This window comes from Paraburkholderia sp. CI3 (genome assembly GCF_050436505.1).
GTDB classification, from domain to species: domain Bacteria; phylum Pseudomonadota; class Gammaproteobacteria; order Burkholderiales; family Burkholderiaceae; genus Paraburkholderia; species Paraburkholderia tuberum.
In genome coordinates this window covers 1-21,537 of the sequence record NZ_JBNDMI010000002.1, presented here as the reverse complement: position 1 = coordinate 21,537, position 21,537 = coordinate 1, and the positions used below count along the sequence as shown (strand labels likewise).

The 21,537-nt window shown below is 62.1% G+C and carries 16 protein-coding genes and 4 pseudogenes; 9 read left to right on the top strand and 11 right to left on the bottom strand.

Features of this window, described 5'->3' with window-relative positions; translation table 11 throughout:
- Positions 1-26: 26 nt before the first annotated feature.
- A complete protein-coding gene (locus tag OKW29_RS03000) occupies positions 27-1,394 on the top strand; it encodes a multidrug effflux MFS transporter (protein WP_429289926.1) in 1,368 nt (455 codons plus the stop codon).
- Here OKW29_RS03000 and OKW29_RS02995 read toward each other — a convergent pair.
- A complete protein-coding gene (locus OKW29_RS02995; RefSeq protein ID WP_429289925.1) occupies positions 1,323-2,315 on the bottom strand; it encodes an AraC family transcriptional regulator in 993 nt (330 codons plus the stop codon). The genes OKW29_RS03000 and OKW29_RS02995 overlap by 72 nt on opposite strands.
- Positions 2,316-2,430: 115 nt before the next feature.
- On the opposite strand from OKW29_RS02995, the gene OKW29_RS02990 reads away from it, so the two are divergent.
- The 3 genes from OKW29_RS02990 (at position 2,431) to OKW29_RS02980 (ending at position 5,471) form a co-directional block, all read left to right on the top strand.
- Entirely contained in the window at positions 2,431-3,486 is a 1,056-nt protein-coding gene (locus OKW29_RS02990) for a 3-keto-5-aminohexanoate cleavage protein (RefSeq protein WP_429289924.1), read from the top strand.
- A gap of 85 nt (positions 3,487-3,571) precedes the next feature.
- Positions 3,572-4,504: a 3-keto-5-aminohexanoate cleavage protein gene (locus OKW29_RS02985; RefSeq protein ID WP_090811396.1), complete on the top strand. Its 933-nt coding sequence runs from the start codon at positions 3,572-3,574 to the stop codon at positions 4,502-4,504.
- A gap of 121 nt (positions 4,505-4,625) precedes the next feature.
- The gene (locus OKW29_RS02980; RefSeq protein ID WP_429289923.1) at positions 4,626-5,471 is read left to right on the top strand and encodes an SDR family oxidoreductase; all 846 of its coding nucleotides are present in this window, start codon (positions 4,626-4,628) and stop codon (positions 5,469-5,471) included.
- A gap of 381 nt (positions 5,472-5,852) precedes the next feature.
- On the opposite strand, the gene OKW29_RS02975 is transcribed toward OKW29_RS02980, so the two are convergent.
- The gene (locus tag OKW29_RS02975) at positions 5,853-6,107 is read right to left on the bottom strand and encodes a DUF4148 domain-containing protein (RefSeq protein WP_090811392.1); all 255 of its coding nucleotides are present in this window, start codon (positions 6,105-6,107) and stop codon (positions 5,853-5,855) included.
- Between the two features lie 69 nt (positions 6,108-6,176).
- Positions 6,177-6,584 carry a hypothetical protein gene (locus tag OKW29_RS02970; RefSeq protein WP_429289922.1) on the bottom strand — a complete coding sequence of 136 codons (408 nt, stop codon included), beginning with the start codon at positions 6,582-6,584 and terminating at the stop codon, positions 6,177-6,179.
- A 162-nt stretch (positions 6,585-6,746) separates the two neighbouring features.
- Between OKW29_RS02970 and OKW29_RS02965 the strand changes: the two are divergent.
- From OKW29_RS02965 to OKW29_RS02955, 3 genes and pseudogenes are all read left to right on the top strand, one after another.
- Positions 6,747-7,580: pseudogene (locus OKW29_RS02965) on the top strand (IS5 family transposase); the annotation flags it as partial.
- Entirely contained in the window at positions 7,568-7,810 is a 243-nt protein-coding gene (locus tag OKW29_RS02960) for a type II toxin-antitoxin system CcdA family antitoxin (protein WP_429290720.1), read from the top strand. The pseudogene OKW29_RS02965 and the gene OKW29_RS02960, both read left to right, overlap by 13 nt.
- Positions 7,810-8,127 (top strand): CcdB family protein, encoded by a 318-nt coding sequence (locus OKW29_RS02955; protein ID WP_429289921.1) that lies wholly within the window; start codon positions 7,810-7,812, stop codon positions 8,125-8,127. Before OKW29_RS02960 ends, OKW29_RS02955 begins: the two co-directional genes overlap by 1 nt.
- Before the next feature lie 340 nt (positions 8,128-8,467).
- Here OKW29_RS02955 and OKW29_RS02950 read toward each other — a convergent pair.
- From OKW29_RS02950 to OKW29_RS02920, 7 genes and pseudogenes are all read right to left on the bottom strand, one after another.
- Positions 8,468-8,677 (bottom strand): annotated as a pseudogene (locus tag OKW29_RS02950) (helix-turn-helix domain-containing protein); the annotation flags it as partial.
- Between the two features lie 118 nt (positions 8,678-8,795).
- A pseudogene (locus OKW29_RS02945) lies at positions 8,796-9,641 on the bottom strand (IS66 family transposase); the annotation flags it as partial.
- 196 nt (positions 9,642-9,837) lie between these two features.
- Positions 9,838-10,728 carry a nucleotidyl transferase AbiEii/AbiGii toxin family protein gene (locus tag OKW29_RS02940; RefSeq protein WP_429290719.1) on the bottom strand — a complete coding sequence of 297 codons (891 nt, stop codon included), beginning with the start codon at positions 10,726-10,728 and terminating at the stop codon, positions 9,838-9,840.
- Positions 10,706-11,767: a type IV toxin-antitoxin system AbiEi family antitoxin gene (locus OKW29_RS02935; RefSeq protein WP_429289920.1), complete on the bottom strand. Its 1,062-nt coding sequence runs from the start codon at positions 11,765-11,767 to the stop codon at positions 10,706-10,708. The genes OKW29_RS02940 and OKW29_RS02935 overlap by 23 nt, the downstream gene beginning before the upstream one ends.
- A 379-nt stretch (positions 11,768-12,146) precedes the next feature.
- Positions 12,147-13,352, bottom strand: a complete 1,206-nt coding sequence (locus OKW29_RS02930; RefSeq protein ID WP_429289919.1) for a hypothetical protein — start codon at positions 13,350-13,352, stop codon at positions 12,147-12,149.
- A 160-nt stretch (positions 13,353-13,512) separates the two neighbouring features.
- Positions 13,513-14,094: a hypothetical protein gene (locus OKW29_RS02925; RefSeq protein ID WP_429289918.1), complete on the bottom strand. Its 582-nt coding sequence runs from the start codon at positions 14,092-14,094 to the stop codon at positions 13,513-13,515.
- A 283-nt stretch (positions 14,095-14,377) separates the two neighbouring features.
- Complete coding sequence (locus OKW29_RS02920; protein ID WP_429289917.1) at positions 14,378-16,816, bottom strand: TOTE conflict system archaeo-eukaryotic primase domain-containing protein; 2,439 nt, start codon at positions 16,814-16,816, stop codon at positions 14,378-14,380.
- A gap of 110 nt (positions 16,817-16,926) precedes the next feature.
- On the opposite strand from OKW29_RS02920, the gene OKW29_RS02915 reads away from it, so the two are divergent.
- Complete coding sequence (locus OKW29_RS02915) at positions 16,927-17,904, top strand: site-specific integrase (RefSeq protein ID WP_429289916.1); 978 nt, start codon at positions 16,927-16,929, stop codon at positions 17,902-17,904.
- Positions 17,905-18,661: 757 nt separating this feature from the next.
- On the top strand, positions 18,662-19,813 hold the full coding sequence (locus OKW29_RS02910; protein ID WP_429289915.1) for an IS110 family transposase: 1,152 nt from the start codon (positions 18,662-18,664) through the stop codon (positions 19,811-19,813).
- Positions 19,814-20,343: 530 nt separating this feature from the next.
- On the opposite strand, the pseudogene OKW29_RS02905 reads toward OKW29_RS02910, so the two are convergent.
- A pseudogene (locus OKW29_RS02905) lies at positions 20,344-21,483 on the bottom strand (IS3 family transposase); the annotation flags it as partial.
- Between the last annotated feature and the right edge of the window lie 54 nt (positions 21,484-21,537).

Below are 21,537 nucleotides of genomic sequence, written 5' to 3'. Positions count from 1 at the left end.
TGTCGACTCGAAACCAGACAGCGGAGATGGCAGAGCAGGAGCCTGGCACCGGGACGATCGTCGTACTCGTCGCGGGACTGTCCATGCTCGGTCAGTTTGCGATCGCCACGTATTTGCCCGCGTTTTCTGCCATGGCGCAGGCGCTACATGCCAGTCCGACGCAAATCCAGCAGTCGTTGTCAGCCTACCTGCTGCCATTCGCAATGATGATTCCCTGGCACGGCGCAATCTCCGACGCAACGGGCCGTCGCCGGATGATTCTGCTCGGCAACGCGCTGTTCACGGTCGGCTCGCTGATGTGCGCGGCCGCCCCAGGCATTTCGCTGCTTTATGCCGGACGGGCACTGCAAGGCATGAGCGCCGGGGCCGGTGTGATTATCGGCCGGGCAATGGTGCGTGACGTCTTCCATGGTACCGACGCACAGAAAATCATGGCGCTGGTCGCGATGATCTTCGCGCTTGCGCCCGCGCTCGCGCCCGTCTGCGGCGGCTGGTTGCTGCTGTGGACCGGGTGGCGCGGCATCTTCATCTTCCTCGCGATCCTGTCGGCATCGCTGCTGGTGATCAGCTGGTTTCTCGTGCCCGAGACCCTGCCGCCGTCCCGCCGCCACCCCTTGCATCCGGTTGCACTCGCGGGGGCCTACGCAACCCTGTTCGCGAACCCACGCTTCGTTGCGCTCGCATTCGCCAACGCGGCGGTCAATCTTGGCATCTACCTCTATGTGCTGGCTGCGCCAACCTTCGTGGTGAAGCATCTTGGCCTCGGCGCGCAGTCCTTCGGCTATCTTTTTGTGCCTATCGTGGTGGGCCTGATCGCCGGCGCGGCCATCGCACACCGTATCGCCGGGCAGGGCAGTCCGGTGCGTAGCGTGATGCTGGGCCATATGGTGATGATCGCCGCCGGCGTCATCAACATCGGCGTCAACGCGGTGCACGCATCGCCATTGCCGTGGAGTCTGGTGGCGCTGCCCATCTTTGCGGCCGGCATGATGATCACCCAGCCCAGTCTGCAAGTGATGGCTCTTGACTGTTTCCCGGAGCGGCGCGGGCTGGCGTCCAGCTGTTATGTCACCGTCCAGCAATCCGGAAACTTTCTGTCCTCCGCATTGCTCGTGCCGATACTGCTCGGCAGCACACTCTACATGGCTTTGGGCATGGCGATCCTGCAATGCCTGGGTTTGCTGATGTTCTGCATCGCAAGGCGTGAAGGGGGGATTGAGCGATCGCCAGCCAATGCAGCGGATTGTGGATCTGTCAACGATATGGTGTCGCCGGCGGCGACGGCCGCCGACTCCATTCCGCGAATTTCCGGGACAGGCCGGTCATTCGCGGCGCCACTTCGAGACACTGCAACCGAAGCGACCCGAGAACCATCTCGAAAAAGCGCTCAATGAAGCGAAGCCCAGCAGCGTCGCCACATCTGACAGCGGCCGTTCGCGGTTCTCAACGTATCGGGTCGCCAGATCGACCCGAACCGCATCGACGATGGTCGAGTAGCTGTGACCGTGATAGACCAGATGACGGTACATGGTCTTGCGGTCCACGCCAAGCTCCTGCGCCACACGTTCGGCTACGCACGCTCCTGTGGGCAGCAGCGCGAACACCAGCTTTCTGACTTTCTCGGGCATCGTCGCGTCCGACTGGGCCATTTTCGCATCGAGGAACTCCCGCGCATGAGGAGCCAAGGCCGGGTCATACGACATGATCGCTGCATCGAGATCCGCTTCGGCCAATACGAGGCCGTCGAAGTCCTGGTTGAACAGAACCGACGTACCGACAAACAAGCGCCGGTGGGTGGCCAGGCTGGCCGGCGCGCTGTGCGTAAAGCAGATGCCGCGAGGCTTCCAGCCCGCTCCAAGGAGCTGCTTCAGTATCCGGTACATCACGCAAACGCCGAGCTCGACGGATTGCCGCAGCGATCCTCGCGCATCTATCAGTTCTTGACTGAAAATCGCCACGCCGTCCGCTTCCTCGATGCGCAAGACCAGCGATTCGTTGTGCAAGCCGAAATAGCGCACCAGCGAATTCAAGGCCTTGCGCAGCGTTGGTTCCTCGCGCAGGGCAATAGCCAGCGGTCCAAGGTTCTCCAGTTGACGGGTCTCGGCCATGCGTAGTCCGAAGTCCTCGACGCCCGCAACCTGGGCGGACTCCTCGAGCAGGCGCCTGACGGATTTCGCCGCGATCTTGATGTCCGGATCCAGTAACGCCGATTTGCTGATGCCGACCTTGCGCAACTGCCGATAGGGATCCAGACCGGAAGCGCGTGCAACCTCGACATAGTTCGTCAGGGTTGAGCTTCTCAGCAGGTTCAGCATAGGGGGTCTCCACGTATGCCCCAAAATGTAAAATCAATGCCCCGGAATGTCAAGTTGGCGCTCTCTCCTTCGCGGATACTTTGTCCCATCCGCCGTACCCATCGAGGAGACACAAATGCAATTTCTAGACGATTCCCTGCACCCGGAAAACATGGACAAAGTGGTCATTACGGTGGCCCCGTATGGACCCGAGTGGATGCCGGAAGACTTCCCGGAAGACATTCCGGTGACCATGCAAGAACAGATCGACAAGGCCGTGGAATGCTACGAAGCCGGCGCCACCGTGCTGCACCTGCACGTACGTGAGCTCGACGGCAAGGGCTCCAAGCGCCTGTCCATGTTCAATGAACTGATCGCCGGCGTGCGCAAGGCGGTGCCCGACATGATCATCCAGGTCGGAGGCTCCATTTCATTCGCGCCGGAAGACGAGGGCCAGGCCGCCAAGTGGCTGTCGGACGATACCCGTCACGCGTTGGCCGATCTTGACCCGAAGCCGGACCAGGTGACCGTGGCGATCAATACCATCCAGATGAACATCATGGAATTGATCTACCCGGAATACTATAAAGGCACCTCGCTCGACAAGCCGGCTGTGATCGAGGCCTACAGTGAAATGATTGTTCCCGCCGGCCCGGCATGGGTGGAAGAGCACCTGCGCCGCCTGCAGAAAGCCGGCATCCAGCCGCATTTCCAACTGGTCGGCATGCATGCGCTTGAATCGCTGGACCGTCTGGTGCGTCGCGGTGTCTACACGGGTCCGCTGAACCTGACCTGCATCGGCATCGGCGGCGGTCATCATGGCCCGCATCCGTACAATCTGTTCGACTTCATCCAGCGTGCACCGGACGGCTGCACGATTACCGCCGAATCGCTGTTCAAGAACGTGCTTCCGTGGAACACGATGGCGCTGGCCATGGGCCTGCACGCCCGCTGCGGCATCGAGGACACCCTGATCGACCAGCACGGCAAGCGCATGACCTCGGTGCAGCAGGTTCGGCAAACCGTGCGCATCGCCCAGGAACTGGGCCGCGAGATCGCCAACGGCAAGGAAGCAAAGAAAATCTACCGCATCGGCACCTGGTACAAAGATGCCGACGAAACCCTGGCCGCCAACGGCATGACGCCGAACCGCAAAGCGGGTGAGAAAAACGTTCCGCTGCGCGCTGCGTGACGTCGGACGTGCGAGTTCATCCCGACGGTGCCGGCGTGGTGCGCCGGCACCTGTGGCTCCGTCTTCACGCTAATAGAAGGCAGACATGACACTCCAGAACAAAGTCATCATCACCTGCGCCGTGACGGGCGCGATCCATACTCCTTCAATGTCGCCTTACCTGCCGGTGACGCCCGAGGAGATCACCGACGCGGCGGTCGAGGCCTGCGAGGCAGGCGCAGCCATCGTCCATCTGCATGCGCGCGATCCACAGACGGGCAAACCTGATCAGCGTCCGGAGGCCTTCACGCCCTTCCTGAAATCGATCAAGCAGCGAAGTCCCGCCATCCTCAACCTGACTACAGGCGGCTCGCCCTACATGGCGGTGCAGGAGCGCATGCAGCCGGCCAAACTGTTCAAGCCCGAAATCGCCTCGATGAATATGGGCACCATGAATTTCGGACTTTTTCCCATGCTTAACCGCTTCAACGAGTTCAAGCACGAGTGGGAGCGTCCTTACCTGGAAGGCAGCAAGGAGCTGATCTTCCGCAACACCTACGGTGACCTGGAAACCGTGTTCAAGGAACTGGGCCCGAACAACACGCGCTATGAGTTCGAGTGCTACGACACGGCGCATCTGTACAACGTTGCACATTTCGCCGAGCGCGGCCTGATCAAAGCGCCTTTCTTCATCCAGACAGTGTTCGGCATCCTCGGCGGCATCGGTGCACACCCGGACGACGTGATGCATATGAAGCGCACCGCCGACCGCCTGTTCGGCGGGGAATATCACTGGTCGGTGCTCGGTGCCGGCGCGAGCCAGATGAAAATCGCGGCGATGGCGGCTTCCATGGGTGGCCATGTGCGCGTGGGGCTGGAAGACAGTCTGTGGCTGGGTAAAGGCAAGCTTGCCAAAAGCAATGCCGAGCAGGTGAGGAAGGTGCGCCAGATTCTCGAAGGACTGGGCCTGGAGGTCGCCACGCCCGATGAAGCGCGCGAAATTTTGCAGCTCAAGGGCGCGGACCAGGTCGCGCTTTGATGGATCTGAGGACAATGCACCCACCTCAGTACACAAGCTGCATGGAAGGTACACGTGACGCGGTCCACGTCCGCCACTTCGTCGCAGCGCAATCAATCATGGGACTGATCGGGAAGAGTCAATGAACAAATATGTACTGGTCACCGGAACATCCACAGGCATCGGCTACGACGCCGCGCGCGAACTGATCGCCAACGGCTGTCACGTCTTTGGCAGCGTACGCAGCGTCGAGGATGGCGAACGGGTAGGTCAGGCGCTGGGCGACGGCTTTAGTCCGCTCGTCTTTGACGTGACCGACGAAGACGCCATCGCTGCGGCCGTCGCAACGGTCGAAGCTATGGTTGGCTCACACGGTTTGACGGGTCTGGTCAACAACGCGGGGATCGCGCCTGTCGGACCGTTGATGCACATGCCGGTCAGCGATTTCAAGCGTCTCCTCGATATCAACGTTACAGGTGTCTTGCGCGTCACCCAGGCGTTTCTGCCGTTGCTCGGTGCCAAACGGGGATCCGCCCATCCGCCGGGGCGCATCGTGAACGTCAGTTCGAATGCCGGCTGCGTCGCCACACCCATGGCTGTGGCCTATTCCACATCGAAGTTTGCGGTGGAAGCCATGACTGATGGCTTGCGTCGAGAGCTGTCAATTTACGGAATTCATGTGGCGGCGATCGAACCCGGTCCGATTCGCACCCCCATCTGGGATAAGGCCCGTCGGTCCGACGTCTATTCACGCTACGCCGCCACCGATTTTTCTGCGGCGATGGAGGCAATGGAAAAAGTCGGGAACGTGGCGGCGATCCGTGGGCAGCCGGTGGAGACGGTCAGCGCGGTCATTCGCGACGCATTGCTCAAACCGAGGCCGAAGGCGCGTTATCCGCTCAATCCGATGTGGCATATCAGCAAGTTCCTGCCCACCCGTCTGTTGGACAAGGCATTGTGCCGGAGATTTAACCTGCGGACTGGTTAGACTCTGCCGCATTAACGCCTGATGGAAGACATTTGGGCCACTAAGCGTTTTGCGGCGCGACAGGACATCTAGCGGGAATCCGCGCGAAATGAGCGGCCAGGACCGGGGCGCCCCCGTCTTGGAAAGCAGGCAGAAACCGAGCGGCTGCGCCGAGAAATACTCAACGGTGCGACAACTCGCGCGCGCTGGCGCCCCGTCCGGAGATCCGTGCGACTTCAACCCTCGATTCGGGCGGCCCTCTCGCGATACGGGAGCCGGAATTGAAAAGCGAAAAGGACCCGCGGCAACTGAACTGGCGAGCCGCAGCGCCCTGAAACGAAGTCGCACGTACACCCTGGAGAGGCCGGGAAGCCAGCCTTCACCGACTATCCGACGAGGCGGCTACTGCTGAATCGGCGCTGTCTCGGCGCGTCGTTGCGCGACGAGGCGCCCAGCAGATAGAGCATTCTCGGGGTAGTAGTACCATTCTTGCGGATTGAAACCGGCGGCAAACCACTCGTTAAGTTCGGCGATTACCTGAGCGCGTGCTTTGGGGGCCGATGGATCATACGATTGCATTGAGGGTTGCCCATACGCCGAGGCCACAGACGACGCACCGAGCAGCGCAATCAGCGCCGGGCGAGAGTAGGTGTTCATGACATGAGCCTCGAAAAGGGGGAGACCGTTTTATTTTAGGCGGTCCCTGCCGAAACGCACCCCCAATTGTCAGCCAGAAACCTCTGACTTATGCGTCAACGGCGACTTGAGGTACGTGCCCGCGACCCATCGGGCCAAGCGATCGCCTGCTTCAACCACGTGCAGGGTCTGTGCGCTCGCAAGCTGTCCGTCCAGGACGCGCAACACCGCCGCGGTCGCGCCATGCGGGCCGACATGGAAGACCCCGTCTGCAATCGCGTGGCGAATCGCAATTTCGAGGTGCGCTTCCGCATCCCGGTAAAAGACCTCACTAGCGCATCCGTAGCCCAGCTTCCCCAAGCAATAGGACAGGTAGACGGCGCGCGTCAGTTCGTCCATCGACGTCAGCGTCCCGCCCGTGCCGCGGCATGTAGCTAGCGCCAGATGGTAGCCGAGCGAGATCGAGCAAACATGCTTCGCCGGCAACGGCAGAAGCATTGTCTTCGGGAGGTGCGTCCGCATTCGCGGACTGCCGGAACGGCGGGAACGGGGCATCGGGAGGCGAGCGTCCTAACAGGATGCGGAAATACCGAGCATTGAAGTCATCGCGACGGATGGCAAAAGCGTCGGTGCAAGAAACACACCCGCCCCTAGGAGATTATGCGCGGCGCAGACACGTTCACCGAGAGTTCGTTTTCCGTACGCAAGCTGGACGATTTCGTTCCCACCTCGCATCCGCTGCGCTCGATTCGCGTCATCGCGAACGAGGCGCTGGCGAAGATGGATCAGGTGTTTGCCGGGATGTACGAGGCCGACATCAAGGGAGGCCGCCCGAGCATTGCGCCGGAGAAGCTGCTGCGGGCGATGCTGCTGCAGCTACTGTACAGCGTCCGGTCTGAACGCCAGCTCATGGAACAAACGCAATACAACCTCCTGTTTCGGTGGTTTATCGGTCTGTCGATGGACGATTCGGTCTGGGTGCCGACGGTTTTCACGAAGAACCGCGAGCGGTTAATCCGGCACGATGCAGTGGTCGAATTTTTCAACGAAGTGCTGTCCATCGCGCAAAAGAAGAACTGGCTGTCGGGAGAGCACTTCAGCGTGGACGGCACGCTGATCCAGGCGTGGGCGGGGCACAAGAGCTTCGTGCGCAAGGACGGCGACGACAGCAGCGATAACAACGGTGGCAGCGACGAAGGCGGCTTCACGGGTAGCAAGCGGAGCAACGAAACGCACGGATCGAAGACCGATCCCGATGCACGACTTTACGGCAAAGGCAAGACGGCCAGCGAATTGCGTTACATGGGCCACACGCTGACCGACAACCGCCATGGGCTGGTGGTCAATGCCCGCGTGAGTTGTGCTGACGGACATGCTGAACGCGAAGCGGCCAAGGTCATGATCAACGATGCGCGGCAAGCAGCCAAGGATGCGGCGGTGCAAATCACGCTGGGCGCGGACAAGGGTTACGACGCACAGGAATTCATCGAAGCTTAACAGGCGGGGCGCGCAAGGCGACGAATGTCACGCTGCCCGTGGACGAGTATGAACGGGCGAGAAGTCTCGGCATCAACTTTTCCCGCACCTGCGAGCAGGCCTTGCGCGAGGCGATTCAGGCCGAAGAAGGCCGTCGCTGGGCTGAGGAACACGCCGAGTTCATCAGGCACACGAACCAGTGGGTCGAAGAGAACGGACTTCCCTTGGCGCAATACCGGATGTTCTGATGGCGCGATTCGACGTCTATGCCAACAGCGGTAGAGGCCGCGCCAGTACACCGTATCTTGTCGACGTGCAAAGCGACCTTCTGGAAGGTCTGTCGACCCGCGTCGTCGTACCGCTGATTCAGGCTGATGCTGTTCCGCCCGGGAAGCTCCCGGCGGACTTCACGCCATCATTCGATATCGGCGGCATCCGGTGCATCCTGCATCCGGCGTTTGTCGCGGCCGTGCCCTTAAGCGAACTGGGGCCGAAGACCGGTTCGCTTGTCGAACACCGTGACCGGATCACGGCCGCGCTGGATCGCCTCCTGGGCGCTTACTGATTATTCTGGACGGTAGACACGCCGGGGCAGGACATTCCCGCTATCTCAGGCGGGCATAGCAGAGTCGCCGAGCTGCGCCGTCTAGCTTGTCGAGAAGTGTGGCAGCGTGCGACCACGGTATTTATGCAACGGGCTGTTGCACAAATTCCCAAAGGCGAAAGGCTTGCGCGCGCATGTACGCATGTATTTGAGGCCGCCGGGCGAGAACCCGCGCATGTTGGGAAACACTGCCTCGAGATCGCGCGCGAGCCGCTCGACGGCACTGGCACCCTCAGCCTGGTTCCTTCTGCAGGTCGAGGATGTCCCGTCTGATCTCCCTGTACAGTGTGACCAGCTCACCGTTTGCGCTGGCCATGGCGCGCCGACCTGACACGAGTCCTTGCGGTCCGTGTTCCCGCAGCCGGCCGACAAGACGACTGATTTGCCGCGTCGTCAGCCCAAGTCGCTTCGCAGCACGCCACGGTCTGAGCACGCCATCGGCAACATCCTGAATCACTTTGTACCTGTCCAGTTCGCGCATCGTCATCGTGATCCGTTCGGTCGCAGCCATCGCAGCCTCCAGCGCCGAGGTACCGGCCGCTGGTCAGCTTACGCGCCACGGAAGCGGACATTTGAACTTGGCCAGAAGCGAACCAGACAGCAGCGGGTTCGCACGAACCAGGGCGTCAATCATCGCGCACGTAGACCCACAACCGACCGGTTCTGGTTTTCCTGTTGCCGGGCGCGAGCACCGGGATCGGCGTGTCGTCCGCGTGGAGCTTCGCAGTCGACATCGTATAGCGACGCAGCGCTTCAGTCAGTAACCGGCAGAGTTCTTCGCATTGTCCGACCCAGCGTGCCATGCTGGCCCGATCGAGACGAACGCCGTCGCGCGCCGCGATCTCGGATTGCCGATACAGCGGCGTATGGTTCGCATATTTCGAAACGATGATCTCGGCCAGCAAGCTCGGATGCGCGATGCTGCGCTCGATTGGCAACCCCGGCATGGGACGTTGCGCTATATGGCCGCAACTGGAGCAGATCCGTTTGCGGCGGATCGTGCGGATGACCTTGAACATCGCTGTGACGCGCTCGAGTTGCTCGGATACATCCTCGCCGAGCAAGTCCATGGCGTGGTCGCATTTCGGGCAAATGGAGTCGGGCTCGAGCACGCGGTCTTCGCGTGGCAGATGGGGCGGCAGGGCTTCCTTTGCGGATGCCGCAGACGCGCCTGAACTTGATGCACGAGCGCGCGCACGGCAATCATCGGCAACGCCGCTGCCCGCTGCCAGATCCTCAAGTTGGGTTTCGAGCCGATCGATCTGTCGGTCTACCCGCTCGGATTTGCGACCGAAGTGCATGCGCCTGAGCTTGTCGATCTGTGCCTTCAGGCGCTCAAGTTCCTGGTCCCGCTCAACAATCTCCCGGTCGCGTTCGGCGATCTCCTGGCGCATCTTTGCCATCGATGCCCGCTGCTCGAGCACCAGGGCGTGGAGCTCGGCAACGGTTTGCGGAAGCGGCGCATGGTCAGGCATGCGCTGCAGTTTACGAGCCTTCGATGCGGTTGGGCTTAGCACCGGAAAACGCACAACGCTCCATTGAAGCGACTTCACCTCGGCGCCGAAAACACGTCGCTCATCTGTGGTGCCCGCTTCACTTCATCGCTTGGTGTTCGGGTCTCGTCTTTAGGAGGCCCCAGTTGACCGCGGCATCAAACGCCCGACTCGTCGGTTAGCTAGCCGAACTGCCGAAAAGGAATTGTGTCCTGAAAGCGTCGAGCAGGTCGTCCGAATCGTCGACAAACTCGCCGAACATGAACGTCGCAGCGCGCGCAACCAGGTCGGCCTTGAGCGCGGCGTAGGTCCCGGGCGTCTGCAGGATGCGGCCCACCGCTTCCCGCGTCTGCGGATGAGCCGTCTCCCGGGCGTCTCTGCCAAGCAGACCTGCGGCCGCAATTTCGACCTTGAACTCGCACGCTTCGAGTAGATCCATTGCCTCGTCGTAGACGCGTACATCGTTTCCGGCGAAGAAGAACTGCCGAAGCGTGAACAGCAGGTCCGACGCATCGGTATTTTTCTCGTTTCGCCGGTCCTGCCAGGCCATGATCTTGAGCAGCACGAATGCCGGAATGGCAACGACGGGGACCACGAGACCTTCGCCGATATCCACCTGTTGCGCCGTCTCGACCGCTTCCTCGAAGCCGAGCACGTTCATGACGATGTCGCCATTGGGCGGCCATGCAATGGCCCCGGGCGGCGTTTCGATCGGCCCGAAGGGAACGAGGTCGAGCTGCACGCCGTATTCGCCGGGCTCGCGCCGGAAAATGAGCTGCTGTTGGGCTTTCGCGTTGTGCGTGAACTGACCAGTCGCGAGAAGCTCGACGACCAGGCGCTGGTGGAATTCCCAGCTCACCGCGCAAACCGCGACATCAACGTCTCGAGTGGCGGTCGGGGCCTTCACTCCGTGCAGGTGCAGGAACTGGATGTCGCGCGCGGTTGCGCCCGCGAGTACGAACCGCGTCCCGAGTTTCTGGCACGCATCCTTCACAGCGGCGAGCAGCGCGATGGTAAGGGGATGCACGGGCCGGTCGGCCGGCACTTTACTGATCGAGGAAGCGTTCATAGAGCGTCTGTGCAACGGCCTGGTTACGGCTATCGGACGAGAGCATGAGATCGGCAAAGACGAGCACCGGGTGAACGACGCGAGGCGCGACGTCCCAGTTCGGTTCGGCATGTTCAGGCCAGAACGACTCGAGTATCTCAACCTCGCCATGTGGGTCAGGGCGCAGGCGTGCAGCCTTGACGAGCGGTGACGACACGCCGCCATGCGCATAGACTGTTACTGACACGGCCTTGTTCGCATGCGTGAGTGCTTCAGCCGCGCACTCGCCGCCAAGGCGGGCGTTGAAGTCCGCAAGCGGCGCGCCTTGCCACCAATCGATGCCCACGCCGCTCGCGTAACGCCGGGCTCCCAGCTTCGTGCGCAGACCGGTGGCATAGTGGCTCACCCAGTCTTTGATGAAGTGGCGCCGGTGGACGATCATGCGGCGGTCGTTCTTTATGATGACGAGCCGGCGCGCGATCAGGTCATCGACTGCCAGGTTGACCGTGTTGAGCGCCACGCCCGACTGATCGGCAATGGTGCGGTAGGGCTGTTCAACGAGACCGGGTTGGGTGGCGAGTGCAAACGATACACGCAACCCCTTCGGGGTCGTCGATCGCGAGGTGATGTCCGTCCGCCTGAGCCTGGGGTTTTCGCGGCCCGTGATCATGACCGTTAACTCGGGCTGCTCGAGGTAGACATTCCCCGCGGTGTCCACGAACGGAATGCGGTTGGCGATGAGATTCTCAGCGAGCCTGGACGACACATGGGACGTGACCAGCATCACCGGCCGGGCGCCTGCGGGATCGTCGAGCCGAGCATTTTTTTGGACAAGGGCCGCAGCGGCGCTCGGGGAGCCAGCGTTGGCGGCGATCACCACTGGCATGTCGAAGTGCTTGCCCGACACGGAGAAGTGGATTGCCGCATCCGCCGCATCCGGGCTCGGGGTGACGTCAACGCGAGGCTCGGCGTGAAAGCGCTGCGTCGCAGCGGAAAAGGCTTCGCATGCAAGGCTAAGCGCCGTTTGCTCGGTGGCAGAGAGGCGGTCGGTTACAGCCATCAGGGATGTCCTGTTGTACGCTTTTGCATGAGTGTATGCCAAAAACGTACATATTGCCATTGGCGTACAAGTCATCTCCCCTCGTGTGGCAGTCCTCCCCGGCGCTGTGGCAGCACGTACTTTTTTGAGCGACTGTACGCTAGAAGCGGACAGCACCGACGAAACGTACAAACTTAGAAAGGGTCATATCGTTTCGAGCGGTGCCAAGTAATCCGATTAAGGGGGACGAACAAGGTAAGCACAATTTTCTATCATAGGCGTCCAAGTTATTATGACTTGGTCAAATCGCCGAAAATTGGTATATACGCCGGGCGTGCCATCTGGGCTCAGAGTTCATCCCAGATTTGCGGAAATGTTTCAGCAGGTCAGGCCAGGGAGGCTAAGACTCGGGTTGCCACAAATACCCCGCTTTTTGCAGCCGGGCAAGCCAGGCTCCCCGCTTGCCATGACTCGACATCAATTGCGCCAGACGACGCCGGAATATGGCATCCCGCCTGGCGTTTTCATACGCTTCGGCGAGATCCTGCAACTTCCGGAATGCTTGATCGTAGGCGCTGCCCGTCGTGCGTCGCAGTTGTGCATCGATGCTTGACCACGCCGCGTCTTCCTGTTCGAGAAGTGATGTGAGGTACCGTGTGCGTTCCTCACGACGGCGGGCCTCGGCCGCCTGGCGGGCTTCCTGTTCCCTTCTTTCACGGATGGCGCGATAAGAGGCGACCCTTGATTCGATTTCGGATATTCGACGGCGCCCGGGCAAACTCAATTGCTTTGCATTCCTACCCCTCTCCCATTTGAGAAAAGCGTTTCGAAGCGTTCTCTCCGCTTCACGGCTGCGTCCTTGTAGCAGCATGCGCAGTTTCGCCCGCATTTCATCAACCGGCAACTCACGTAACCAGGGATCAAAGCGACTGTCTTCGCTCCCGCTGGATTCTGGGGCCAATAATGACGGGCTGGCCTCGGCGGCGGCGGCGAGCCAGTCCGCATCCAGCATCAAAAACTCGGCCAGTGCTACCTGTGCGGGCGTCAACGCCTGTAATCCCGCAGGTACCGGCGGTTCGATTTCGTCATCGTGTAGCTCATCATTCCCGAGGCGGGCAAGCCACCCAAGATAAAGCGGGCGAGCATCGCCGCCGAGCAGCTCGTCGCGTACAGGCAGCAGGCGGGTCATCCATCCCGCACCATCCATCTCCTCCGAGAAGCGGGTGTGTTCGCCCGAGTCATCGTTGAACGACCAGTCGAGGATGCACCAGTCATCGACGTCCATGGCCTCGAATGCTTTCTCGAAACGGGAGCGCCTCTTTCGTCCAGCCTTGACGTAATCGCGGATGGTCGCCGCATCAAACGTCCCGTGCGGCAGGCGAAGAAGCAGGCGGCAGCTCCCCCAGTTGGAGGAGTAGACGTGGGCATCGAAATATTGCTGTACCCACTCGAGCGGGTCGCCCTTGAGGTTTCCCCAGTGATATTCGTTGACGAAGCTTGAGGCGGTGATCGTGGCCCGCGTGGAGAAACCGCGCAACTCTGCCTGCTGGGTCGCCGTAAGCAGTTGGTCAACGCATGCAAACTCGTAGTATTGATATTCGCTCATGCCAGATTCCCGTAGCGAAGCGCATGGAAGAGAAGAAGGTGAATGTGCTGGTGCGCAACCCGGCAGAGCCCTGAAACTCCGGGCCGACGCGAAAGCCGGAATGCTTCGTGGCAAGCGCCGTTGCCATTGTGACGTCCTTTCGGCACGCGATGCGGCGCTTTCAGCCGGCCGCGTCCGCGCCGCCCAGCCGCATCCCGTAGTCCATCAGGAGCTGCTGCTGTGCTTCGAGCTGCGCGGCCAGCTTCGTGAGGTCCGCGCGGAGCGAGTCGCGAGCCTCGTGTACCTGGAGCAGCTCGGCTGCCCGCGCATCGGCTGCCGACTGCGCTGCGTCGCGCTCGGCCTCGGCGCGCGCCCGATCGGTGAGCGCACGATTGAGGGCGGACTGCAGCGCCTCGCCATGTGCCTGCTGATCGCGTGCGAGCCTGGTCGCGGCCGTCGCTTCTGCGACGAGCCGCGCGTTGTCCCGGTTCAGCTGTGTGTTCTCGTTCTGCCGGACGATGGCCGTCTGGTTCGCCTGGCGTAGCTCAGCCTGCACCTGCTGGACCTGCTGCTCATGTCGGTGCGCTTCCTGTTCGAGCTGCTCGCGCGCGGCCGTACGGAAGTGCTCAAGGGAATCTCGCGCATGCACGAGCTTGGCCTCAAGCGACAGGCGAAAGCCTTCCTGCTCGGCAAGGCGCTCGGTCTGGTCGCATACCTGCTGGGTGAGCCGCTCGACGTCCAGGTCGCGCTGATGCAGCGCCACGCGAGTCCCGGCGTGCGCGTCCTGCTCCGCGGAAAAGGCGGCGGTCGCGCCAGAGAGTAGCTCCCGCGCCGTGGCCAGCTCAGCGCCGAGCCTTGCGATTTCGGACTGCGCCTGCTGGCGCTGCGCGGCCGCAGCGGCGGCCTGCTGGTCGACGAGGGCTTGTGCTAGGGCCGCATGATGTGGGCATTACTGGCCTGCAATAAAGGAGGATTATCGAATGTGAGAGCCGAAAAGTGACCTCCGGCGGCCGGAACGGTACGGAATACGGATTCGCTGCCCGATTTCAGGCCAGCGGCAACTGGAGATCTTCTCCGGGCGTGCGGACCTGATAGCCCATCGCCCGGTATCCGCGCTGGCGTTTCTCCCACATGCGTTGCAGCACCGGGTGGCCGCCATCCACATAATCGATCACCCGTACGCCGGTCTTGCCCGCATGCTCGCGGTGCAGCCGGCCGGCGTACTGCTGCGGCGTGCCTTTCCAGGCGACCGGCATGCCCAGTACCAGCGTGTCCAGCGCCGGATGGTCGAAGCCTTCGCCTACGAGCCTGCCAGTCGCCAGCACCACGCGGGGCGTGTCACCGGCCAGCGCGTCAAGGGCAGCCAGCTGCGCCACCCGCGCTTTCCTGCCGAGGCGACCGTGCAGCACAAACAGCGGTTGTACTGTGTCTTCCAGGGCTTGCTGCAGGCTTTCGAGATGGTCTGTGCGCTCGGTGAGCACCAGCACGTTGCGTCCCTGCGCGTATTGCTCACGGATGGCCGTGGCGATCATGTGCGTGCGCGACGCATCCTGGGCGAGACGCGCGAACACTTCCTGGATCGGCGCGTCGGTCGTAACGTCTACTGCAGAGGTGAGCCTTTGCGGGAACACCTCGAACATCTGGGGCGCGCTGGCCGGGGATTTAGCCGCATGCCGGATTGGCCCGCACAGCATGAACATCACCGGTTGCTGGCTGTCGCGCCGCACCGGCGTCGCCGTCAGGCCGAGCACGTAGCGTGCATTGACGCCCTTGAGCACGGCCTCGAAGGAATCCGCGGAGACGTGATGACATTCATCGACGATGACTTGGCCGTAACGCCGCAACAGCTCGCCGCGGGCACCATCGGGCGCCACCGACTGCAGCATCGCGACGTCGATCCGGCCGGTCGCTTTCGACTTGCCGCCGCCAATCGTGCCGATCGCGCGCGCGTCGAGTGCGAGAAACGACTGCAGGCGTTCGCGCCACTGGTCAAGCAGTTCCCGGCGGTGCACGAGCACGAGCGTGTTGACGCCACGCTGCGCGATCATCGCGGCCGCCGTCACGGTCTTGCCGAACGCCGTCGGCGCATGCAGGATGCCGGTATCGTGCCGCAGCAGGTCGGTAACGGCCGCCTGCTGGTCATCGCGCAACGTGCCGGCAAACGGAACTGCAAGCGGCTCGCCGGTGCAGCGCTCGTCGCGGATGTCGCAGGCGATGTCGTTATCGCGCAGTAGCGTCATGACGTCGTCAAGGCATCCGCGCGGCAATGCAATGTGGCGCGGGCAGTTCTCGGCGCGCCCCATGATGCGTGGCTTGTCCCATACGCTGAAGCCGCGCGCCTGGGCCCGGTAGAACTCCGGATTCTGGAAGGCGGCCAGCCGGATCAGACGGTTGAGCAGTGCCTGCGGAAGCTGCGCCTTTTCAAGATAGAGCTGGTTCGCGAGCGTCAGTGTGAGCGACGCCGGCATCGTTCCGGCTAGCCGCTTCGGCTGCGCGGGCGGTGGCTTCCACGGTTCGGCCTGGTCCTCCTCGGCGATGAACGCGACATCGAGCGGGTGCGCACCGCCCGTGGCGCGAAAGATCACCCCCTCGATGTCGCGGCTGTCCATGGTTTGCACGGACGCGAGATACGACCACTGGTCAGCGTACGGCTGAAAGCCGTCATCGACGAACACGCTCCAACCATGCTCGCGCGGCTGCTTCTGCAGCGGCATGGCAATGAGGTTACCGAAGCCGCCTTTGGGCAGCACATCCTGGTTCGGGAAGAGCCGGTCGTAGGACGTCAGTTCGAGCTGACGGGTCCGGGTACAGGTGTGGCTGATGATGGCTGAGCCCATCCGTCGCGCGTCACGTGCAGCAACGGCCGACGAGAAGAAGATCCACGCGTGAGCGCCATTGCCTGAACGCGAGATTTCGAGCGACACGGGCACGTCCATCTCGAGGCAGGATTGCCGGAACGCCTGCGCATCTTCACGCCAGCCTTCCTCGTCGAAGTCGACAGCGAGCAGGTAGCAGGTGCCGTCCGGCATCAGCGGATAGAGGCCCACTGTGCGATCGCCGGCCAGGTGCGTATAGACGACCTGGTCGTCCAGCGCCAGCAGTACACGATGCCCGCAGTCGGCGCACCGGATGCGGGGCTTTTCGCAGATCCCGGCGCGCCATTCGTTGGCGCACGCCGGCGCGTAGCCGGATTTTCCGGAATTGCGGCTTTCCCAGCGTAGCGGATAGACATCCGTGCGGCCGCGAAACAGCCGCCGGAAGAGCTGTACCTTCTGCTCGGGCGAAAGTACGGGGGCGCCCGTGTTTCGCACTGCTGGCGATGGTTCGTTCCGGGTCACCCGCACGGGCTTTGCCTGCGCCTGCAGCGTTGCCGGCAGCAAGGCGGTGAGCCGCGCGATTTCGGCCTGCAGGCGGGTGAGCTCCGCGAGCAGCTCCTCGCGTGTGAAATTTTCCCAGTCTGCCTGTAGCAGCTTGCCTTCGTTCATCGCTTCACCGGCCGAAACCCTGGCTCCCGTCGAGCACGCCGGCTGGCGCACACGTTCGTTGTTGCATATCATCGTCTCCGATACAGATCACCTGATTTTACCCACGAGCCATGTCTGCCATCGATCGCTACGTCGAAGCCGCGACGCGCGAAAACACCCGGCGCAGTTACCAGTCGGCGCTTCGGCATTTCGAGGTTGAATGGGGCGGCTTTCTGCCCGCGAGCGCTGACATGATTGCGCGGTACCTTGCCGATCACGCAGAAACCCTGTCGGTCAATACCCTGCGCTCGCGGCTTGCAGCGCTCGCGCAATGGCATCAGACGCAGGGTTTTCCGGATCCGACGAAGGCCCCACATGTGCGCAAGGTTCTCAGAGGTATCGTCGCGCTGCATCCCGCAAGCGAGAAGCGGGCGAAGCCCATGCAGCTCGCGCAGCTCGAAAAGCTCACGGCCTGGCTCGATCAGCAGATCGCCAGGGAAGCCGGCGGGCGCGAGCGCCTCGCGCGCATTCGCAACCGGGCGCTGGTGCTGCTGGGTTTCTGGCGCGGTTTTCGCTCGGACGAACTCAGTCGGCTGCGAATCGAGCACGTAGCCGTTGAGGCGGGCCGCGGCATGACGTTGTACCTGCCGCGCACGAAAGGGGACCGCGCGCAGCTGGGCACGACCTTCAAGGCCCCGGCACTTTCACGCCTGTGTCCGGTGGCGGCCTACGAGGCGTGGATTGCGGCGTCCGGCCTGACGGAAGGACCCGTGTTCCGGCGCATAGACCGCTGGGGAAACATCAGCGACGAGGGACTGCATGCGGGCAGCTTCGTGCCGCTGTTGCGTGCGCTTTTCCATGCAGCAGGCCTGGCCGCGCCGGACAGCTACAGCAGCCATTCGCTACGGCGGGGCTTCGCAACGTGGGCCAACTCGAACGGCTGGGATCTGAAGATGCTGATGCAGTACGTTGGCTGGAAAGACGTGCGTTCCGCGATGCGCTACATCGATGCCGCCGATCCGTTCGCGCAACACCGCATCGAATCGGCACTCGCAACACCAGGTACCGCCGTGCAGGAGCTACCAGTCATCGCATTGCCTGCGCCATAACCGCTGGATCGAGGCGTTACTCCACATCCGTGACTGGCGCGCTTCCTTACGCTGAACCATTACTTCCCGCTGCGCTTTGCCAGGTTTGGAGCGTCTAGTCTTGGCCGGATTGCATCCCTCTTTGAGGCGAGCGGTCTCATCCCGTAATGCGGCTTTTGCAGCCAACAGTGCGAGATAGAGTGGTGAGGTCCGATAGTCTTTTCGCGACCTTGGACAACATCCAACGATGCTGCTCCGCGGTTACAGGCTGTTGACCTCTAACCCCTTCGACTTCCTCAACCGGGCAATTCAAGCCAATCGCGGCTGGATAGCACCCCTCAAAACATGCGACTTGAATCTAACGTTGAGTGCTGTCTGACGAAAAGCGCGAAAATCTAATCATTTCCGTGTCTTCGAGTCCAGCTAATCCGGCGCTAGTCCAATGATTTCCGTTTCCCTGCGACTCCTGCTGGGGAACGGAATACGTTGGACTGGGCCTCATAGAAAATCAAAGACTTGCCAATTTATTCGGTCGCGCGTTTGACGGCCCGGAAGCGAAATAAGTTGGACTTGCCGAGTTTGCGACGCGAATTCGTTGGATTCGCAGGAGGGTAGAGATTGGCACGCGGTTCGCCTGTCTGAGATTGGCCCGGTTCGACGGACGGATTTGCAGCCAGCGATTTGATGTGATCTAGATACTATGGAAGGGCGCCACGGAAGTAAGCCTCCTGGAGTAAAACGAGGATCCCGACACCCGTTTTCCGAGAGGAGTACGCAAATGAATCCGCCTCGCACGGCCCTTCGCGGGCAGGATACAACCATCACCGGATCGCTGTATGTCGCCTTCGAACTGGGTGACAGGAGCTGGAAGCTCTCGCTGGGCGATGGGGTGCGCGCGCCGAGCCGCTGCACCGTGGCCGCCGGCGATACGGCCGCAGTTTTCACGGCGATTGCAAAGGCCAAAGCGCGCTGTCATCTGGCGGCCGATGCTCCGGTGCGGAGCTGTTACGAAGCCGGGCGTGACGGCTTCTGGCTGCACCGCTGTCTGGAAGCACATCAGATCACGAACCTGGTGGTGGATTCAGCCAGTATCGAAGTGAACCGACGCAGACGTCGCGCCAAGACTGACCGGCTTGACAGCGACAAGCTGCTGTCGATGCTGATGCGTTACTACGCTGGTGAACGCCGGGTGTGGGCGGTCGCGCGCATCCCGACTCCCGAACAGGAAGATGAGCGGCGGGTACACCGTGAACTCGATCGCCTGCGCCAGGAGCGCACTGCCCATAGCAACCGCATCCGCTCGCTGCTGGTACTTCACAACCTGCGGCCCGAGCGAATCGGTGGCCGCGCGTGGGCGCACTGGTGGGCCGAGCACACCACTCAGCTGTTGCCAGCCCTGCGCGCCGAGATCGAGCGCGAATGTGAGCGGCTGTCGCTGGCTGCCAGGCAGATCAGGACGCTTGAGGCACAGCAGCAGCGCGAGGTGCGCAGCGGTGTGCAACCCGCGATTGCGCGGCTCGCGCACCTCGCGGGTATCGGAACGGGCAGTGCCTGGGTCCTGGTCAGGGAACTGTTCGGCTGGCGACAGTTTCACAACCGCCGTGAAGTGGCCGGCTGCCTGGGCCTGGCCCCGACGCCCTATGCCAGCGGTACGAGTGAAGTTGAGCAGGGCATCAGCAAGATCGGCAACAAGCGAGTCCGATGGCTGATGGTGGAACTGGCGTGGAGCTGGTTGCGCTTCCAGCGCAGCAGCCAGCTAAGCGACTGGTTCAACGAGCGCTTTGCAGGCGGTGGCAAGCGTATGCGACGCATCGGCATTGTGGCACTTGCCAGACGTCTGGCGGTCGCGCTATGGCGCTATCTGGAATTCGGCGAGATTCCCCTCGGGGCAACCCTCAAGCCGCCTGCGAAGAAGGTGACGGCGACCTGAACAGCCAACGTCGAGCGGCAGCAGCGTTTGAAGGTTTGGCGCGCCCGGAACGGAGGTGGGTTGTCCGGCGGATAACCGTGGTTCTAGATGGGGCGCGTCCGTAATGGGGTGGTTCCAGCGCCTTGCGCATGCGGTATGTGGTGACCGGTCTGGTGGCCGGCACGGATAGAAGTTGGTCCGGTCAACTTGTCCGGACTTCAGACACCCCGACCTCACTGCTGTTCTCGCTTGATATGGAGGATTGCAAATCATCTTATCGAGGAGGTTATCCACCACCGGCCAGCGTCATGGTCGTGACAAGCGACCCGTTGGCCGGTGGTGGATAACCTCTCGCGCTCTCGAATGGGAGATAACTGACGGGAAAATGGATCGCGAAAGGGCTTGACTTCCAATGCCACATAGAAGCCTCCGTTAAGCGTTGAGTCGCGGGTTGTCCACGGGCGGGCGGCGGGTCGCCTCTCACGACCATGACGCTGCCCGCCGGTGGGCAACCCGCAAGGCGACACGGTTTGCCCTTTAACGTTGATGTTCTCGAATTCAAGCGGCGAACGATAGCCAATGCTGCTGTGCAGGCGGCGTACGTTGTACCAGCCCTCCAGGAACCAGAAGATGCGCTGCCGGGCCTGTTCATGGGTAGCAAAGGGTTCGCGCGAAAGCAGTTCCGCTTCGAGCGTGCCGAAGAACGACTCGCACATCGCGTTGTCGTACGCGTCGCCGGCCGTCCCCATCGACGGTTGTACGCCGGCTTCGCGGCAGCGCCGCCCGAATGCAATGGATGTGTATTGGCATCCTTGGTCCGAATGTAGAATGACGCCCTCGTGGCGTCGCTGAAGCAACGCCATATCCAGTGCGCGCAGCATCAGTTCGGCATACAGATGAATTGACATCGCCCAGCCCACAATGCGGCGACTGAACACGTCGAGGACAACGGCCAGGTAGAGAAACCCCTCGCCGGTCGGGATGTAGGTGGCGTCCGCCACCCACAGCACGTTCGCCGCCTCGGCACGGAAGTGCCGACGCACCAGATCCGGAGCGCGGCGTGCTCCCACGCGTTGCCGCGTAGTGTGCGGCCAGCGCCGCCGGCTCGCACCACGCAAACCGGCCATGCGCATCAGACGTGCGACCCGCTTGCGTCCGACGTGTACGCCTTCACGCGCGAGCTGCGCATGGATACGTGGTGCCCCATACGTACCGCGCGAACTCGCATGCAGCGTGGCGGATGCGCGCGAGCAGTTGCGCATCGCCACACGAGCGTTTCGATGGCTCACGCACCAGCCATGCGTAGTAGCCGCTCGTGGAGACCCTGAGCAGCCGCGTCATCCTCGCAATGGGCCAGCGGGCCCGGTTCGCTCTCACGAATCCGTACCGCCCTTCGGTGGAACGGCTCCCGTCTCCCTCGCGAACCAGGCCGCCGCCTGCGAGAGAATGTCTCGCTCCATCTTCAGTTGCCGGTTCTCACGACGTAGCCGCGTGAGTTCCTGCCGCTCGGCCGTCGTCAGCCCGTCATGACGCACACCCGCATCACGATCGAACTGCGCGACCCAGTTGTTGATGGTCTGTTCGGTCGGCTCGAACTCGCGCGCCAACTCCTCAGGCGTTCTTCCGGCCTTCACCAACTCGACCATGTGGGCCCGGAATTCCACAGGGTATGGGGTACGATGCCTGCCCATTTCGACACCTCCTGATCAAAAGGATAGGTGTCCGTTTTTGCGGGTCAATCTCAA

Excerpts from the sequence above, each read along its gene's own strand:
- OKW29_RS02995 (WP_429289925.1), bottom strand. The coding sequence starts at position 2,315 with ATGCTGAACCTGCTGAGAAGCTCAACCCTGACGAACTATGTCGAGGTT.
- OKW29_RS02910 (WP_429289915.1), top strand. The coding sequence starts at position 18,662 with ATGAATCCGCCTCGCACGGCCCTTCGCGGGCAGGATACAACCATCACC.
- OKW29_RS02980 (WP_429289923.1), top strand. The coding sequence starts at position 4,626 with ATGAACAAATATGTACTGGTCACCGGAACATCCACAGGCATCGGCTAC.
- OKW29_RS02935 (WP_429289920.1), bottom strand. The coding sequence starts at position 11,767 with ATGGCTGTAACCGACCGCCTCTCTGCCACCGAGCAAACGGCGCTTAGC.
- OKW29_RS02975 (WP_090811392.1), bottom strand. The coding sequence starts at position 6,107 with ATGAACACCTACTCTCGCCCGGCGCTGATTGCGCTGCTCGGTGCGTCG.
- OKW29_RS02915 (WP_429289916.1), top strand. The coding sequence starts at position 16,927 with ATGTCTGCCATCGATCGCTACGTCGAAGCCGCGACGCGCGAAAACACC.
- OKW29_RS02920 (WP_429289917.1), bottom strand. The coding sequence starts at position 16,816 with ATGAACGAAGGCAAGCTGCTACAGGCAGACTGGGAAAATTTCACACGC.
- OKW29_RS02930 (WP_429289919.1), bottom strand. The coding sequence starts at position 13,352 with ATGAGCGAATATCAATACTACGAGTTTGCATGCGTTGACCAACTGCTT.
- OKW29_RS02985 (WP_090811396.1), top strand. The coding sequence starts at position 3,572 with ATGACACTCCAGAACAAAGTCATCATCACCTGCGCCGTGACGGGCGCG.
- OKW29_RS02990 (WP_429289924.1), top strand. The coding sequence starts at position 2,431 with ATGCAATTTCTAGACGATTCCCTGCACCCGGAAAACATGGACAAAGTG.
- OKW29_RS02970 (WP_429289922.1), bottom strand. The coding sequence starts at position 6,584 with ATGCTTCTGCCGTTGCCGGCGAAGCATGTTTGCTCGATCTCGCTCGGC.
- OKW29_RS02940 (WP_429290719.1), bottom strand. The coding sequence starts at position 10,728 with ATGAACGCTTCCTCGATCAGTAAAGTGCCGGCCGACCGGCCCGTGCAT.
- OKW29_RS02955 (WP_429289921.1), top strand. The coding sequence starts at position 7,810 with ATGGCGCGATTCGACGTCTATGCCAACAGCGGTAGAGGCCGCGCCAGT.
- OKW29_RS03000 (WP_429289926.1), top strand. The coding sequence starts at position 27 with ATGGCAGAGCAGGAGCCTGGCACCGGGACGATCGTCGTACTCGTCGCG.